This window comes from Pigmentibacter ruber (assembly GCF_009792895.1).
GTDB lineage: Bacteria > Bdellovibrionota_B > Oligoflexia > Silvanigrellales > Silvanigrellaceae > Silvanigrella > Silvanigrella rubra.
In genome coordinates this window covers 52,325-69,736 of sequence record NZ_WSSC01000003.1, presented here as the reverse complement: position 1 = coordinate 69,736, position 17,412 = coordinate 52,325, and the positions used below count along the sequence as shown (strand labels likewise).

Genomic DNA, 17,412 nt, shown 5'->3' with positions numbered 1-17,412 from the left:
AAAAAGAACGTATCCCACTAAATACTTAATTCCCTTAATTATTTTCTATAAAGTAACACCCGCCTTATCAACCCTCAAACCAAATATTACCTTGTAATTTCATTATACTAAATATAAAAATAGAATTCAATCCAAACAACCAAGGAGGGTGTAATGAAAATCAGAATTCCAGCATTTTTTCTATTTGTATTTTTCCAAAATGTTTTATTTGCTAACCAAAATAAGGAATATTTGCCAGAAAATTATAAATTATTTTTTATGAAATATTTAGAAGAAAATAAAGAAAAATATAATACAATTAATGAAGCAGTTATTCACTGTGAAAAAACTGTATGTATTTTAAATTTAAAAAATGATAATCAAACAATTTTTCGCATCAATGCATATTTTCAAGATAACTTTGAAGGTAACAGTGTTGTAATAAATTCTTATTATGATAATGGCAGTTTTTTTGAAAATGAAGTTTACACGATAGAAAAAGCATTAAAAAGAACGAAACGCTGGGATTTATTTAAGCCCTCCATTGATGGCAGTTGGTTAGCAAATGAACGTGCTTTATTGTTAAGAAAGGCCAGAGAAGACACTGCAAAGGCGAAAGGAGAAACAACCAAAAAGAAAGATGAAACTCCAAAAATTAAAGATGAACCTAAAAAAGTAAAAGATGATAGCGTTAAAGTAAAAAATCAACAACCTATAGTTGAAAAGAAGGAAGAGAAAAAAGAAACTGAAACTGTTTACTTTAAGCCCTCCATCGATGGCAGTTGGTTAGCAAATGAACGTGCGGCTCTTTTAAGAATTGCTAGGAAAAAGATGAATGAAGGAAAACCATAAGTTTAATGTTCTGCAAATAATTCTAAAACACTGTAAGTTAAATTAATACTTATGCTTGAAGGAAAAATACTTTCATTTGGCCACCAGCCAATATTACTGAATTGGAAGATTGTGTTTTGGGCATAATCTTTATAAATTGTAATTCTAGCTTTTGGTTTAGTTGTTAATATATTTGTTTTATTAGCGCAAATTGTACCTATTTTTTGATAATTAATATATATTTCAAGTCCCCTACCCTGCTCTTTTGTATGACCTAAAATATTAATCCATGCACATGGAATTTGAATATCTCTGATGTCGACAATGTAATTTTTATAAATAAAATGTTTTGATTTTGGCAATTCTAACATTTCATTTGGATCTAAATTATTTACTTTATAGTATGATTCCTTATCACTTCTAATGTAATCTTTTTTTGTACTAAAAGTTATTGATTCATTAGTTTTATTTTCTATTTCTAAATTTATAGATGCGAAAGATAAATTGCAAAATAAAATTGCTGTTATAATTGAAATATATTTCATGTTTATTCTCTTTTATGAATGTGTTATTTGATTTTTTATAATTTGTCTTATACAATATCAAAACATCAAGCATATGCAAGAAAAATATTTTAGTTTTTTTTGGAGTAATTTATTTCTTAAATTTATTTTAATGAAGATTTCTTTGTGCTTCTTGAACAAGGACTTTTGCTTGTGCAATGCTTTCTGCACTTACTTCCTCGCCAGAAAGAAGGATAGCAATTTCTTTTAATTTTTCTTCTTCACTTGCTTCAAATATTTTTGTAGAAGTTCTATTATTTGTAAATTCTTTAGTAACAACAAAGTGATTTTGTGCAAAACAAGCAACTTGTGGTAAATGGGTTATACAAATAGCTTGTCTGTTCATATTTTCATTACAACCACGACAAAATTCGAGTAACTTTTTTCCAACTTTTGCAGCTATATTTCCACTTATTCCAGTATCAATTTCATCAAAAACAAATACACTCATTGAGTTATTTCCAAATAATATATTTTTAATGGCAAGCATAATGCGAGAAAGTTCGCCACCACTTGCTACTTTATCAATTGGCTGTGCTTCTATACCTACATTAGTAGATAATAAGAATTGTGCTTTTTCAAATCCAAATTTGGAAAGTTGTTGAAATTTAGTAATAAGTTCTTTAAATGTTTGCTTTTCAATAAATGCAAATAATTCTTGAAAATCATTTATTTTATTATTTTCTTTTAATTCACAGATAAATTTAGATTTCTCCATACCTAATTCACTTAATTCTTTTTCTATAGAATGAGTGAGTAATGATAATTTATTTTTCCTATTTTTTGATAAAATTTCAGCAAAATTTATAGATTTTTTAATCGCCTCTTCACATTGAAATATTTCTGCCTCAATTTCTAAATCAATTGTTAGAGTTTTGTTTAAAAAATCTTCGCATTTATTTTTATATATTAAAGCATCTTCAATTGTAGGTCCAAATTTTTGGAGTATTTTATTATAAGTATCCATTCTTTCAATAGCATGATTCAAATTACTTTCTTCAATTGTATATTTTTCTGAAGTTACTTCTAACTTATGTGAAAATTCTTCGACTAAAGAAATGATAGCATCAATCTGTTCTAAGTAGTTTGCAAAATCGTTATTTGAACTGTGTCTATAAATCTTTTCAATTGTTTTTTTAGATATTTTTAAAATATCAATACAGCTTGGATCATTTTGACTTAAATTTGAAATTACTTCATAGCAATTTTTTTTAATTACCGCAGATTTTTTTCCTGTTGCAATAATATCATCAAGTTCTTTGAATTCAGCAGGATTAATATTTGCGTTGTTTATTTGTGACAATTCAAATTCATATAAGTTTTTTTCTCTTTTTAAAAGATTTTGTTCATGGATTAAAGATTTAATAGTTTTAATTTTTTCATGGGCAAGAAGATAAACAGAAAGATAGTTTTTATATACGTCAAGGTTATTGGCAATTTCATCTAAGTAATAGGTATGCGATTCTGTATCTAGAAGTTTTTGATTTTCAAATTGGCTACTTATGTCAATAAGTTCAGCAGCAATATTTTGTAAAATTTTGGAACTTACAAGTGTTTCATTCACAGTTGATTTGTGTTTACCATTGCGCTGAATGTATCTTTTAATAATAATTTCTTCTGGATCGTCTGAAAATAAAGGAATGCCATGCTCTTCTAATAGATTAAATATTGCTAATTTATTTTTTTGTGGAGAAAAAATACCTGTAATTAAAGCACTTTCTTCACCAGTTCGGATAAGATGTGTATCGACTCTAGCACCGCGTAAAAGGCTCATTGCATCGACAAGCAATGATTTTCCAGCACCTGTTTCACCTGTAATAACATTTAAGCTATTCTTGAAGTTAACAGCAATATTTTCAGCAATGGCTAAATTTTGGATATGTAACTGCTTTAACATATGTTTTCCTAGTTTATAAATTATCCCTAAAAGACTAAAAAGCCTAATATTAATATCTAAGATTTCATGTCAGAATATAATTATTTCTTGCGCTTCTAATTAAATTTGCCATGATAAGCTTCCTAGGTTAGGACTTCTAATTCCTAAGTCATGGTTGCTAGAGGAGAGTATAAACATGGCAAAATATTTTAAGACAGTGATGACCCATTTTTCTCGCTATCTTCCCCCGGGAAGAGTTACTAATAATGATTTAAGTAAATTAATGGATACAAACGATGCTTGGATAACTGAGAGATCTGGAATTAAAGAACGTAGATTTGTTGAAGAACCTATTGCGACTTCTGATCTTGCTATAGAAGCCGTTAAAAAAGTTTTAGCAGAATCTAATTTAAAACCCACTGATTTTGATTATATTATAGCTTCGACGTTATCACCAGACTATTATTTTCCTGGAATTGCTCCTATTGTTCAGCACAAACTAGGCTTTCCTACTATTCCTGCCATTGATATCCGAGTTCAATGCAGTGCCTTTGTTTATTCAACGCAACTTGCTGATGCTATGCTAAAAAGCGGTCAGTACAAAAGAATACTCTTAGTTTTCTCAGATGTGCAAAGTAAATTGCTTGATTTGACTACTAATGGACGTAATGTAGCAGTCCTTTTTGGGGATGGTGCAGCGGCTATCATATGTGAAGCAAAAGAATGTTCACAAGAAGAAATTCCTCAGGCTTCAAACCAATCGTCAGGTGTGATTGATACTATATTAGGAAGTGATGGTGTAGGAGCTGAAATGCTTTTATTGAGAACACCTGGTACAGCAACCCGTGGATTTTTAAGTCCTGAAACCTATGAAAATGGTGATTGGCACCCTAAAATGGATGGTCGAGTAGTTTTCAAACATGCTGTTAATAGAATGTGTGAAGTTGCTGAAACTTTAATGGAAAGAAATAAAATTTCCGCAAATGATATTGCTTGTTTAATTCCTCATCAAGCTAATCTTCGAATTAGTGAAATGGTAAGAGAAAAAATGGGTTTATCAGAAGGTAAAGTGTTTAATAATATTCATAAGTATGGAAACACAACATCTGCTACAATTCCTATTTGTATTAATGAAGCTTTAGAAGAAGGCCGAATTAAAAAAGGTGATCTTATTCTTACAGTTGCCTTTGGAGCAGGATTTACTTGGGGTGGAAGTCTTATAAGACTGTAAAAATTATTTTCCTCCACCACTAAAATCACCAAAACTAATTAAAAAGGTGATCATTATACCTGAAATTGTGGCTTGAGAAGGATCTGATAATAAAGTAGCACCATATGTTGTTACTTTGTATGGAAAAGTATAGTGATAACCTCCTCCTAAACTTGCTTTAAAGCTCCTACCTCCAGATACTCCCAACATTAAAAATGGTTCAATAAAAAGGTAATCCACATTTATAATACCACTTTGTGAACTATTAATTGTTGAGTAATTTAAATTCCCAATTCCAAAAAAAGAGCCTAATTTAAAATCGACTATGGATAAATCAATACCATAACCCGATTTCACTCCAAAATTTGTAATTTCATATGTACTGGCTGAAGTACTAACACTGCTCGTTGTTGTGCTGCCATACATTACTCTGCCACCAGTGAAAAAACCCTTACGCATAAAAGTGGCATCACCACCTATAAGCAGCATATTTTGTGGGAAAGGAGGTTGCCCCGCGCCAGTAGCAATCGTCCCAAACTTTCCATAGTTTGGTTCAAATAAAGCAACTAATGCACCAGCGGAAGATTCATTATTAGCAGAAGCATATAGATTTTCTGTTTGAGAAATCAAAAAGAATGATGTGCAATTAAAAATAATAAATTTAAAAGTAAGGAAAATTTTCATTTTTATACCTATTTTTTCTTCTATCGAATAAAAAAAAATATTGTTAAAGAAAATTTTTCCCAGTGTTTATTAAGTATCAGTTTATTTAAATTTAAAAATTAGCACTTAAACTTCCGCCATATCCTTTATCAGTTGATTGAAAAGAGTTATTTGATCCTTGTTGCCATTGCAAAATTTTATTATCTTTCTTTTTCAGACATTTCCATTCAATATTTTTTATATTTGATGGGATATTTGGAAGATAAACATTCCAATTTGGATAATCAACTGGATTTAACTTGATAGCTTTGTCACTGTTCCAATTCCCAAGCTCTGGAATATTGCCAAGAACATAAATTGATTCTCCAATATTTGTTTGAGCATTTAAGCAAGAAAAACTATATTGAGTGTATTTTTCATTTACTTTTGTTGTTGATATGGTTAGCTCAGTTCTATTATTTTTAGGAATGTTACTTAAGAATATTTCGAATGAATTTCTGGAAGACTTTATCCAGCAATTATTTTTATTACTCGTACATGCAGGTACTTTATTATTCGCGAAGAAAACAGAATTTATTTCCTCACTAGGAAGAGCTAGTTCAATATTAATGTTTCTATTTGCAACAAATCCATTATAGCTTCCTTTGGTTGGATTAATAACAATACTAGTTAAATTTGAATTTTTTTTCTGTGAAATTAATGTTTGGGAAAAAATTGATGATTTATAATCAACTGTTTCCCCATCGTCTTCATAAAGAACAAAACTTGTTGGATTTTCACTTGGGAATATTTTCAGAATCAAATCATTATTTTTTGAAAAATCTTTTCTTAATCCTGATATATTCATTGTTTTATCATCGACTAACATCTGAGGGATGATAGCACCTTCTCTTATAAATAAAGGAACTTTATATTTACTATCAATATATGTTGGGAAATTAATAAATGTTTTACCAGTTGCAGTTACTTCATCAAGTGTATGATAGTTTAGCCAGCGCCCAGCTGGTAAATAAATATCTTTTCTAATAGGATCGTTATATTGATAAACAGAACTTGCAAGAAGAAATTTTCCAATCATTTTTTCACTGCTATTTGCTCTGGCCATTAAATCATCTTGAAATTCAGATACTAATGGTGGAATAACGGCTTCTCCATATAAATAAGCCCGGTAAAAAAGAGAATAATAATAAGGTGACAATGAATATCTTTGCAATAGATTTTCTTTATTAGAATTAAAATCACCAATTAAAGAAGGAGTTGTTTCAGAGTTATCAGTTTCACCCATCCATGTATGCGGTCTAATAGGAAAATCAAAGTGAGCAGCATTTGCAAACCACATTGTGTATAGTTTTTGAATATCATTTCCGTCAAAAGCATTTCTATGAAAGCCACCTGTATCTGCTGAATAAAAATCAATTCCACTTAAAGAAACATTCATTTGATTGTTAATATGAGCTTTTATTGCACCTAAATTTGCACCAATATCGCCTGACCACATTCCTGCTCCAAAGCGTTGCATTCCTGGAGCGCCTGCACGTGAAATAAAAATTGGTCTTATTTGGAATTTTGGATCATTCCGATTTCTTAAGTAACCTCTATAAATGCTTTCTATCCATTTAAATGCATATAAATTTGCAACATCTGCATGTCTATTTTTAAGTACCCCATTTATATTTAAACCATAGTAATAAGCATTTGAGTCATACATTTCTGGTTCATTTAAATCCAACCAAAATTGATTGATACCCATTTGAATTAAAGGAACTTCTTTTTTAGCAAACCAATAGTCAGCTGCTTGTGGGTTTGTCCAGTCAATCATTCCACCACTACCCCACCAAGTATCTTTAAAATATACAGGGGTACAATTTGTATTATTTTTTCTAACTAAAAAACATTGGCGTTGTAATTCAGAATAATCTGTCTTATTTTCAGAAGGAGCAAGTGCGCTTTCAGAAATATAAGACTCTTGAATTGGAATAAATTCTACGCCTTGCTCTTTGTATTTTTTTAAATTTTGCGCAGCATTTGGAAATGTATAAGGATCAAAAGAAACAGTTCCCATGCCTTTTGTTCCACCAAACCAATATAAATCTAAAGCAAATCCATCTACTGGAAAATTATTTTTCCGCAAATGATCTAGTTTTGCATTTACTTCATCCCAATTATGATATCCATATTCGCTAATCCATAAACCTAACATTTTTCTTGGTGGTACTAATGGATTACCAGTCAGTGTTAAATATTTCTGTCTAAGTTCTTCCAGGTTTTTTCCTGCAATAATAAAGTAACGAATTTGGTCGCCCCACATTGAGACTTTCCATTGTGATATATTAGTGAAATCCCAACTCATTTTATACTGATTATCTATAAATATTGCATAGTTTTGTTTATCATTTCCTAAAGCGTATAGTATGGGGAATTGAATTTTTGAATTTGCTCCGCCAGCAAAACCAATAAATGAATTTCCAAATTCACCGGGTTCCCATTTTCTTCCTAACCAGTCACCATTTGCATAATTAGGGTCGTAAAAGTATTGTCCCAATCCATAAGCATTTTTATTTTGATCTGATTGAATAAATATATCTTTTGTTGGTTGATCTAAATTTTGCGGACATATATTTGCAAGGGAATAAGAAAATTTCTTATTGTAAAAACTAATACAAAGATCAGAATTAATTTTCATTGCTATATTATTAGTTTCAACACTATTACTTGTTTTTTGGAATTTTTCAGAACCTTTAAAAATATTTGGATTTGAGATCATAGGGGTAGTATATATCGGTAGTTTTATACTATTTTTGTCTCCTTTTCCCATCTCAATATGAATAATATCATCAGAGTAAGCTTCAATAACAAGATAACTATTATTTGAATAAAATTGTGTTGATGAGCTTTCTAAATTTAATTTTTTTCGCGCATATGCAAAATTATAGTTAAAAGAGAGTATAAAAAATGTTAAACTTGTTATTAAGACAAATTTATTGTTATTTATTTTCATAAATAATCCTTTTATAGATATTAATTTTTAAATATACATTTTAAATACCTGAAAAAAAATAAAAAGCAATAATAAATGTCTAATTAATATAAAAATAATTAATTATTATCTATATTTGATAATTTAAATGAAGGTATTATGGATTATAATGAAAAATATATAAAAAATTAAATTTGTTTATATTTCTGGAAATGGTAATTTAAATGAAACATTCCAAATTTAAATATGTTGAAATATTATAAGTACATTTGTTTTGAAATTTAAACGTTTTTCAATAAATCGTCTTATTGCAACTCGCATATCTTCTTGGAGTATTTCAGGAGAAAAATTTCTTTTTTTTGCACATTGATCAAAAACATTATTAAAAATCATAGGAACTTTTTTAGCTAATTCTTTGCTATCAATAGGAACTCCTTTAATAACAACTATTGGATCATTTACCAAATTATAATTATTTGCTTCAAAATTCATTGATACAACAACAATACCACCATGTGCCAAAGCTATTCTGTCTTTATAAATTTGACTATTTTGTGAAAATATTCCTCCCGGACAAACATAATCTCTGCCGCTTGTAACTGTATCTACCACTCCCATTAATTTGGGCCCTACAACAACAACATCACCATTCTCAGCTAAATATGCATTTTGTGGATCAATACCGCAGGATATTGCAATTTCACGATGTTTTTTGAGATGTCTATAAGTTCCATGCACAGGCAAAAAACTATCTGGTTTAACTGTTTCAATACATTTAATTAAATCCTCTTGATATCCATGTCCGCTAACATGAATAGAATTATTTTCTTTTGACGTAACTACTTTACAACCAATACGGGTAAATTGAGTTATTAAACTGTCAATTTGTTTTTCATTTCCTGGTATCATTCTAGATGAAAATATAATTGTATCATGTTCGCTAATTTTGAATTCATGAATATTATTCCAAGCAATACGATGTAACCCAGAAAATGACTCTCCTTGACTGCCAGTACAAATTAAACAAATTTCATTTCGTGGGAAGTTATTAATTTCGCTGATATCAATAAAAACATTATTATGAACATTAAGTAAACCTAATCGTCCTGCAATTTCTGTATTTTTTAATAATGATTTTCCTAAAAATACTACTTTTCTACCTGTCAAGTAAGCAGCTTCTAATATACTTTGCAGTCTCCAAATATTACTTGCAAAAGTAGCTATTAATACAACACCGTTCTCTTTTTCTAAATATTCTATGAATTGAGGTGAGACATCTGCTTCGCTAAGGTCTGTTCCGGTTTGGAAAGAGTTTGTACTGTCACTCATCATTAAAGTTACAGATTTTCCTTCAGTTACTTTTTTAATATTTTCGTGAGTCATTGTTTTTTCAGGAGGGTTTTTATCGATACGAAAATCACCCATGTGCAGCACATTACCTAATTTTGTTTCAATAAAAAATCCAGATGCCTGCGCAATACTATGGTTAACAGGAAAAATGGTCAATTTTATGTTTCTAAAATATACTGGTTCAAAATAATTCCATACATTAAATATGGCATCAAAAATTTCAGCTTCTTCAAATTTAGACTTTATTAATTCGATAGTAAATTCTGTTCCATAAATTGGTGCAGGAAATTTTTTATAAATAAAAGGGAGCGCTCCTATATGATCTTCATGACCATGTGTTATTAACCATGCTTCAGGTTGAATTTGATTTTCTTCTAAAAATTTTGTATCTGGTAGAATTAAGTCAACACCTACATGAGACGGATCTGGAAATAATGCACCACAATCAATAAAATAAAATTTATCTATGACATTTAAAATTGTCATATTCATCCCTATTTCACCACAGCCTCCAAGTGGGATGATTTTAAGAAAGTTAGAATCCATTTAAAATCCAATCATTTGTTCTTCGTAATAATAAACTGAAAAGGATAAGTAACGGTTACAAATCCATTTTTTGGTTTTGGAAAATTCCAGACCAAAAGTCTTGATTCAAGACAAGCTATCAAATTTTTATCAAAAATGCTTGATTCAACTACTGAAACATCGGCCGCTTTTCCTGTTTCAAGTATTTTCCAACTGATAGTCATATTTCCTTGCAAACCAGGATGTTTTCTAATTGCTGAATTGTAACATGATCTTATTTCTTCTTTTTTATTAAAAATAACGAAATCTACCATTTGTGTATCTATTGTTGCTTTAGGAGGAGGTAGTGGAGGAATTTTGAAAATACCAACTGAATAATATGCATTATGCATTAAGTTATTATATTGTAAATCATAATTAATATTATCATTTTTCTTTCTATAGTCAGATGGAATAATAAGACTGCTTTGAGATATCCAAATAATTGAATTCTTATTATTTTTATCCATTTTATACTTCTCTAACATTTTTTTTCTATATTCAGATTCTTCTGCAATAGCAGCCTCTCTTTCAGCATCTTTAAAGTTCTTAAATTCTGTTATAAATGATTTATCAGGTTGTGGTCCAATGACTTGACCAGTAGATGGAGGATCTACTATCCCTAACTTTCTTGCTTTATATTTTTCTGCATAAAACTCTTTAAGTATAGCATGTTCTTCATCTAAGTATTCGATTATTGCTTGGTCAGTTTTTTGTAATTGATCTATTCTTTTAAGCAAGACAGAATATTGTGATCCTCCATTTATTCCCGATACAGAACCTGAAAAAGTAGGATAAGTTTTCAAAAATGAAAAATATCTGTCAGCATCTTTAGCTGTTCTTTGAATTTCTAAATTTTTGTTATTTTCATATATAGATTTTTCCCAATTTTCTATTTTGCTGGAATTATCCACATAATCATGCGCATTTTGCAAAAATGGAATAACTGATTCAGATGTCTTTCCAATTTCAGCATTTTCCCATCTTTTCATCAGTTCAAAAATCCAAAAAATAGCTAATTTTTTATTATCATTTGCATCATATTTCGTTTTGTAAACAAAAGGAAGAAGCCTAATATTTTCTGGTGATATAATTTTTATTGCAATTTCATCAGGTAAATTAATTATTCCGGCATATGGCACAAGAGGTGCTTTTAATAACCAAAAAATCATTGGTAGAAAAGCAAGAGCAGTTGCTAATATACTTATTGGAATTACCTTTCTTTCAATTGGAATATCATATTCTGGCATTTGGAAAATAGTTCTTTCAAGTCCTGGTACTTTTGGAGAATATCTTATTGCATTTTCTTTTTCAATTTTAAAAGTGATATCAAAACCATTAAATAAAATTTTTCCTCTTGATCCATAATCTAATGAGATAACTAATGGATCTTCTATAGAAGTAAGTTGCAGTAACGAGCCTCGTGGTGATGTAAAATCTTTAAAATTTCCAAACTTATTTCCAGTAGATAAAAATCCATCAAGTCTCGGATCTAGTATTATATCAACTTTATTTCTACCTATTTTAAATAATACCATTTCGAGTAAAGTGCGGGCATATGGAATAAATAGATCACATTTTGGTTTGTCTCCAATTTTTATTTTTTTCATAAGTAATGAATCAATTCTTAATTTTTTTTCAACCTGTAACGCTCCAGTTTGAAAAACCTGAAGAAACAAAAATGTGTTTTGATTTAATATTTTTTTCTTGTTGGCTGGCATAAGTTACCTTTCAACAGCAATATCAAAGTCATCATATCCAAATTGAGAAAATACTTTCATTACATATTTAATATCTTGGAAAGATATTGTTCTGTCTGACCAAATTTTAACCCTTGAAATAGAAGGGTCTGGAACTCTAATTAATAATGCAGTTAGCATTATATTTTTTCTTTTATCTTCAAAATAATCAAGAAATTTTTGTCCATCTCTAGGCAAAGTGAATGACTTACCATTTTCAAAAATTATTCTTAAATTATTACTTTCTTGTTCATGGGAAAGATAAATAGTAATTGCAGAGCTTCTTTCACGAAGAAAAAAACCTTTTTGTAGTTTTTTGATTTTATCAAGATTACTATAAGCTTTAGAAGCAGATTCAAAAAGAAAAAATTCTTCTCTTATTTTTAGAGCTATAATAAAAATTGTCCAGCTTATAAAAGCAGCTATAGCTAAAGAAAACAAAAATTGTCTTGACATTAATTTATAACTTATAACTGTTACAGCTCTTTCTTCTTTCCAAACACCAAATTTTTTTGTTGCTAAAGTAAACATTAATTCCTCAATTATCTTTAAACATATCTAATAAAACTATAGATGGTGAATTTTTCTTATTCGAATAGTTAGAGTTTAAATTTTGTTGTTCTATTACTTCGTAAATTGTTTGTAATAATTCAACCGTTTTATTATTTGAGAATTCAGAATCAAACATTACACCTACAACAGAACTTGGAAAAATTTTACTTTTGTATTTATATGATCCTATTTTAGTTAGAAAATCATATTTCCAGTCTTTTCCTAAAATTAATAAATCATTGTTAGGTTGAGGGGCTATGACACTTTTTAAAGTACCAAAAAGAACATTATCACGGATAAAAACAAAAATAGGTGAATCATTAGATAAATATGTTTCATTTGCAATTGCTTTTATACGATTATTTTCAGTATTTAAAGTGCGAAGATTATAAAAAACAATTTTTCTATCATGTGTTTTAATCAGTTCTACAATAGTAAATAAAAACCCAATACCAATCGTTGTAATGAGTGCGAACCCCCAATATGTCCAAGAAAAACTAGATAATTTCTTCTTCGTCAGGAACCTCTTGTAGACCCGCATCGGCACTATCATCTTTTTTCCCTTTCGAATCCATTCTTTCGTGTCCGCCATCACCATCTAAATTATTTCGAGAAAAATTTTCTGTTTCTTCTTGATTAGTTGCGACTGCAGCTCCGCCCGTAAACATTGGTTGCATTTCTGGAGATAAAATATTTAGAACAACACATAAGCTGTGTTCCATTTCTGCTTCCAGTCTCCAAGCAATGGCATCTAAAATTCCAAATGGAACCATGAGTAAAACTGCCGAAACTAATGATATAGCTAGAGGAAGTAGAGCATGTGAAAGCCCATTTGAAAAAGCAAAACTTTTTAATCCAAGTTCTAGCCCTTCAACCATTCTAAAAGAGCTCCAAATACCTTGAACTGCAGCAATAGCTCCAAGCAATACACTTGCTGCTGCTAAATTTGGGAGTTGACTGATTCTTCTTCTCACTCTGGGAAAAAAACGCAGACTTTCTTCTGATACAGTAGCTCTAACTCGCATTGGATCATTTTCGTAAGCATCAATAGCTTTAAGAGTCAGCATAGGTACAGCTGTTTTTGAGGTTGCCTTAGTAAAATTTCTTGCTCTTTCCATGTCATTTGCTGCAAGCATTTTTTTTATCGTTGTATTAAATTTTTCAAAGTTAATACGATAGACGAATTGAAGAATAATAAATTTTTCAAAAATAATAATGTAGCCAACTGAGACAAAAGCTAAAATGATAAAAGGAATAATTTCACCATTTCGGTACATTAAAAAAATATCATTTAACATATACCTTCCTTATTTATCAAATGGAAACTCCAGCATAAAATCATTTTCATTCATACCTGTTAACTCATTTGGTCTATCTAAAAGCTGAATAAGTTCTTTTTGTGGATTAAATCCTGAGTCAAATGAATCCGTGTCATAATTAAATTTTGGCAAAGGAATATCAGCTAAGCTCGCTGGTTCTGCTTCTCCATCAATGGTGATTGAATTTTTCTCTTGATTTACTTGTGAAATTGCTGGTGAGTTTAAATAAAGTAACAAAACGAATAGATTTAATGTCATTAACAATTTACATGTTTTTATTTGCACATTTAATTTCATAGTTTTTATCTTCAAAAAAATGTATTTAATTATTGAATTGTGGTGTAATTAATCAAGAATATCAATAATAAAGTAAACATTATTTTGACTAATAAAAAGAGAAAATTTTGCCTGTCGGAAATTTTTTTGGGGGATGTGATTAATTAAAAGGTAAGTAAAAGAAAGAGATATATTTAGATATGATGCAGAATTTATTCTTCTTCATCATATATGATAATATCTTCCCAAGAGAATCCATTGGCTACCATAACAATTTCATATTCTTTCCCATCTTTTTCAATAAAATTTTCAGTGAAAAGGCACTCTTTTCCATCAATAGTAATAAAGTTTGGGACTTCATCTTCATCACTATGTCCAGCATTACGATATAAGTCGTCAATTTTTTCTCTTTCAACAAGATAATACTCACCTTTAACTGGTGACATTTTTACAAGAGTTTCTGATAAAGCCATGGCTTATCTCCTTAGGGCAGGTTAACAAACGAAATATAGGTTATTCTAATTAAAAGGAGGCGACAAGACGAAAATGAGAAAATTAAAAGATATTCTAAATCATAAAGACAATAATTTGCCTATTCCAGAACAAAAAAAGTTATTAAGAAAAATATTGCTTTTAGAAAGAGAACAATTATTTCATGAAACAAACGATGTAAATTGGGGAGCTAAGCAATTTTTTAGGGCATTAGAATTACTTAAAATTCCTGAAAAACAATTAAAAGAGCAATTGATTGCAAAAAAACTCTTTTTAGCATGTTATTTTCCAATTCGATTTGAACTGGATATTGCTAGATTTTCTGAAGAATATTGGCTATTTCCAGCTGTTCAAGAAGGAAAAGGACTTCTTTGGTTTCAATATGGAGATGGGAAAGAAAACTATATCAAAAATAAATATGGAATTTTAGAAAAAAAGAAAGAACATTGTTTTGAATACAATAGCTCTATGCCGCCAATGCTTTGTTTTGTTCCTGGATTAGCTGCCTCAAAAGAAGGATATCGTTTAGGATATGGCGGGGGATACTACGATAGATTTTTAAAAACGAATCGAGACCAAATTACAGCAATATTTTGTCTTCCCTCGGAAAGATTTTTAATAGATGATCTTCCAAAAGAAAGTTCTGATGAAAAAGTAGACTTAATTGTATGGTAATATTTTTTAAAAAACTAAAAATTTAAAATTTTTATGAGAATTAAACTCTAAATTAAACATTTCTAAAATTGAATATCTAATTTTAAAAAAGAGCAAAAAAATAAATTTAACTTTTCTAAAAATGTTTTTCTTTTTTTTAAAATTAAATATCTAAAATATTCTTCTAAAATATAATATATTTAATCCACATTAATCTTTATTAAATAGCTTACCAAAAATTAAAAATAAAAATATGTAAAAAATTTAAATAAAAATAAGAAAAAGTTTGACAATTAAAAAACTTTTTTGTAGTTTGGCTATTCAGTCAATACAAATAATATTATTATAATAGATACTCAATAATGAGGTAATTTTTATGAGTTTAAATGGCAAATATCTTGCAATTTTTTCTGTTTCTGCTTTTGCCGTTTCTTTTCTTTCTTCATGCGGAAAATCCAATAATTCAGCAAGTAATGCTGATGATAAATATTTATCTACTGAAAATTCTAACATTTTAAATGCAGGTGACACAGAAAGACATTGTACAGATTTATCAGATACAGCTAAAAATCCATTAGGAAAATATCAATGGCACTTGAAGAATACTGGACAAAAAGCTTTTGCCAGTTCACCAGGAACACCTGGTGAAGATATAAATGTTGATTCTGTTTTGAAAGATGATTGTATCAGTGGCCAAGGAGTTAGTGTTGCGGTTGTAGATTCTGGATTACAAATTGCCCATCCATCTTTAAAGAAAAATGTTGAAAATAATACTAAAGCAAGATCAATTAACTTTAGAGATAACCGCTTACTTGCTAATGATCCTTCACCTGTAGCTGATGATGATGATGATCATGGAACAATGGTAAGTGGAATTATAGCTATGCGTAGTAACTTGGGTTTTGGTGGGTCAGGAGTAGCTCCAAGAGCAAAACTTGCGGGTTACAATATTATTCAGGCTGAAGCTGGAGTGCAACAATTTCAAAATTTTGTTGATTCATTAGGTGGCTCAGATGACTCAAAAGGGAATGATATTTTCAATATGAGTTATGGTGACAACAATATTGAACAAATATCTGCAGATGATCCTATCACTTTAGGAGCACTAACAGCTTATAAATATGGAACGAGACATTTAAGAGATGGCAAAGGTGCTTTATATGTCAAAGCAGCTGGAAATGGATTTACAAAATTAGGAAGAGATCCTGCAAGTGTTGCTTCATGTTCAATGGCTGTTAAGTTAAAAGTATCATGTCAAGATTCAAATATGAACACAGACAATTCCATACCAGAAGTTATTACAGTTGGTGCGTTAAACGCGAATGGTAAGAAAACAAGTTATTCAACAACTGGTTCGTCTCTATGGATAAGTGCGCCTGGAGGTGAATTTGGATTTGATAAAGAGTGGGTTGATGAAAATTACCATAGATTTGGAAAAAATGTTGATTGGAAAGCTTTAAGACCAACTCTAGGTGAACCAGCTATAGTAACAACTGATGTGATGGGATCTAGATATGGAATGAGCAAAATTGTTAATTCCGATAGTGAATTTAGCCTTGATGATGTTTTCAATATAAGAAATTCATTTAATGCAGGTACTGCTACTGATGAAGCAGGAAATCTTTTAAATCCAAATTTTGATTATACAAATACAATGAATGGTACTTCTTCTGCAACTCCTGTTACTTCTGGAAGTTTAGCTTTAATTCTTGAAGCAAATCCAAATTTAACCTGGCGAGATGTGAAATATATAATTGCTAAAACAGCGACAAAAGTTGATAAAGATTTTGCAGGAGTAAAAATTAAATTAGGTAATCAAGATGAATATCAAGTGGAAGATGGTTGGACAACAAATGCAGCTGGATTTCATTTTTCCAACTGGTACGGATTTGGAAGAATTAATGTAGCAGAAGCTGTGAAGTTGGCTAAATATTATAATGTTAACTTAGGTAATTATGTTGAATTACCATGGCATCCTGCTAGAGGTTTTGCAACTTCAATTAGTGTTCCTGTAGGAGTAAAAGGAATTGTATATAATATTCCAACCGTAAATAAACCAAATAACATTAAAATTGAATCAGTAAGAGCAGAAGTATCTATTGATAGTGATTACGTTGGTGATGTTGGCATTGAATTAACTTCACCAAGTGGAACAAAAAGTATTATCTGGCATGTTGGAAATGCGTTTGCTGGAAATGGAAATTTAGTAAAAATGCCTATTCAAAGTAATGCATTTTATGGAGAAAATAGTTCAGGTAATTGGACTGTAAAAATTATAAATGCTGGATTAAATGCTAAAAATGTTACTTTTAAAGGAATTCGTTTACAATTTTCAGGTTCAAAACAACCTTTGTAAAAGAATTAATA

General features: G+C 29.7%; 15 protein-coding genes. 4 read left to right on the top strand and 11 right to left on the bottom strand.

The genetic code is table 11. The features are described 5' to 3' along the window. Window positions 1-153: 153 nt before the first annotated feature. Complete coding sequence (locus tag GOY08_RS09320) at window positions 154-831, top strand: hypothetical protein (RefSeq protein ID WP_158998641.1); 678 nt, start codon at window positions 154-156, stop codon at window positions 829-831. Between the two features lie 2 nt (window positions 832-833). Here GOY08_RS09320 and GOY08_RS09315 read toward each other — a convergent pair whose 3' ends face one another. Both GOY08_RS09315 and GOY08_RS09310 read right to left on the bottom strand, forming a co-directional pair. Next, window positions 834-1,355, bottom strand: a complete 522-nt coding sequence (locus GOY08_RS09315; RefSeq protein WP_158998640.1) for a hypothetical protein — start codon at window positions 1,353-1,355, stop codon at window positions 834-836. A 127-nt stretch (window positions 1,356-1,482) separates the two neighbouring features. Beyond that, a complete protein-coding gene (locus GOY08_RS09310) occupies window positions 1,483-3,270 on the bottom strand; it encodes a DNA repair protein RecN (RefSeq protein WP_158998639.1) in 1,788 nt (595 codons plus the stop codon). A gap of 175 nt (window positions 3,271-3,445) precedes the next feature. Between GOY08_RS09310 and GOY08_RS09305 the strand changes: the two genes are divergently transcribed. Continuing rightward, a complete protein-coding gene (locus GOY08_RS09305; protein ID WP_158998638.1) occupies window positions 3,446-4,480 on the top strand; it encodes a 3-oxoacyl-ACP synthase III family protein in 1,035 nt (344 codons plus the stop codon). 3 nt (window positions 4,481-4,483) lie between these two features. Here GOY08_RS09305 and GOY08_RS09300 read toward each other — a convergent pair whose 3' ends face one another. From GOY08_RS09300 to GOY08_RS09260, 9 genes are all read right to left on the bottom strand, one after another. Further along, entirely contained in the window at window positions 4,484-5,143 is a 660-nt protein-coding gene (locus GOY08_RS09300; RefSeq protein ID WP_158998637.1) for a hypothetical protein, read from the bottom strand. Window positions 5,144-5,234: 91 nt separating this feature from the next. Beyond that, on the bottom strand, window positions 5,235-8,120 hold the full coding sequence (locus GOY08_RS09295) for a TIM-barrel domain-containing protein (RefSeq protein ID WP_158998636.1): 2,886 nt from the start codon (window positions 8,118-8,120) through the stop codon (window positions 5,235-5,237). Between the two features lie 219 nt (window positions 8,121-8,339). Continuing rightward, the gene (locus GOY08_RS09290; RefSeq protein ID WP_158998635.1) at window positions 8,340-9,995 is read right to left on the bottom strand and encodes a ribonuclease J; all 1,656 of its coding nucleotides are present in this window, start codon (window positions 9,993-9,995) and stop codon (window positions 8,340-8,342) included. A gap of 11 nt (window positions 9,996-10,006) precedes the next feature. Then, the gene (locus GOY08_RS09285) at window positions 10,007-11,734 is read right to left on the bottom strand and encodes an AgmX/PglI C-terminal domain-containing protein (protein WP_158998634.1); all 1,728 of its coding nucleotides are present in this window, start codon (window positions 11,732-11,734) and stop codon (window positions 10,007-10,009) included. 3 nt (window positions 11,735-11,737) lie between these two features. After that, on the bottom strand, window positions 11,738-12,283 hold the full coding sequence (locus tag GOY08_RS09280; protein ID WP_158998633.1) for a hypothetical protein: 546 nt from the start codon (window positions 12,281-12,283) through the stop codon (window positions 11,738-11,740). 7 nt (window positions 12,284-12,290) lie between these two features. After that, complete coding sequence (locus tag GOY08_RS09275; RefSeq protein ID WP_158998632.1) at window positions 12,291-12,845, bottom strand: hypothetical protein; 555 nt, start codon at window positions 12,843-12,845, stop codon at window positions 12,291-12,293. After that, entirely contained in the window at window positions 12,802-13,602 is an 801-nt protein-coding gene (locus GOY08_RS09270; protein WP_158998631.1) for a MotA/TolQ/ExbB proton channel family protein, read from the bottom strand. The genes GOY08_RS09275 and GOY08_RS09270 overlap by 44 nt, the downstream gene beginning before the upstream one ends. A gap of 9 nt (window positions 13,603-13,611) precedes the next feature. Beyond that, on the bottom strand, window positions 13,612-13,920 hold the full coding sequence (locus GOY08_RS09265; RefSeq protein WP_158998630.1) for a hypothetical protein: 309 nt from the start codon (window positions 13,918-13,920) through the stop codon (window positions 13,612-13,614). Between the two features lie 191 nt (window positions 13,921-14,111). Next, on the bottom strand, window positions 14,112-14,372 hold the full coding sequence (locus tag GOY08_RS09260) for a hypothetical protein (protein ID WP_158998629.1): 261 nt from the start codon (window positions 14,370-14,372) through the stop codon (window positions 14,112-14,114). Between the two features lie 73 nt (window positions 14,373-14,445). Between GOY08_RS09260 and GOY08_RS09255 the strand changes: the two genes are divergently transcribed. Continuing rightward, a complete protein-coding gene (locus tag GOY08_RS09255; protein ID WP_158998628.1) occupies window positions 14,446-15,066 on the top strand; it encodes a 5-formyltetrahydrofolate cyclo-ligase in 621 nt (206 codons plus the stop codon). A 355-nt stretch (window positions 15,067-15,421) separates the two neighbouring features. Beyond that, window positions 15,422-17,401 carry a S8 family serine peptidase gene (locus GOY08_RS09250; protein WP_158998627.1) on the top strand — a complete coding sequence of 660 codons (1,980 nt, stop codon included), beginning with the start codon at window positions 15,422-15,424 and terminating at the stop codon, window positions 17,399-17,401. Window positions 17,402-17,412 lie beyond the last annotated feature (11 nt).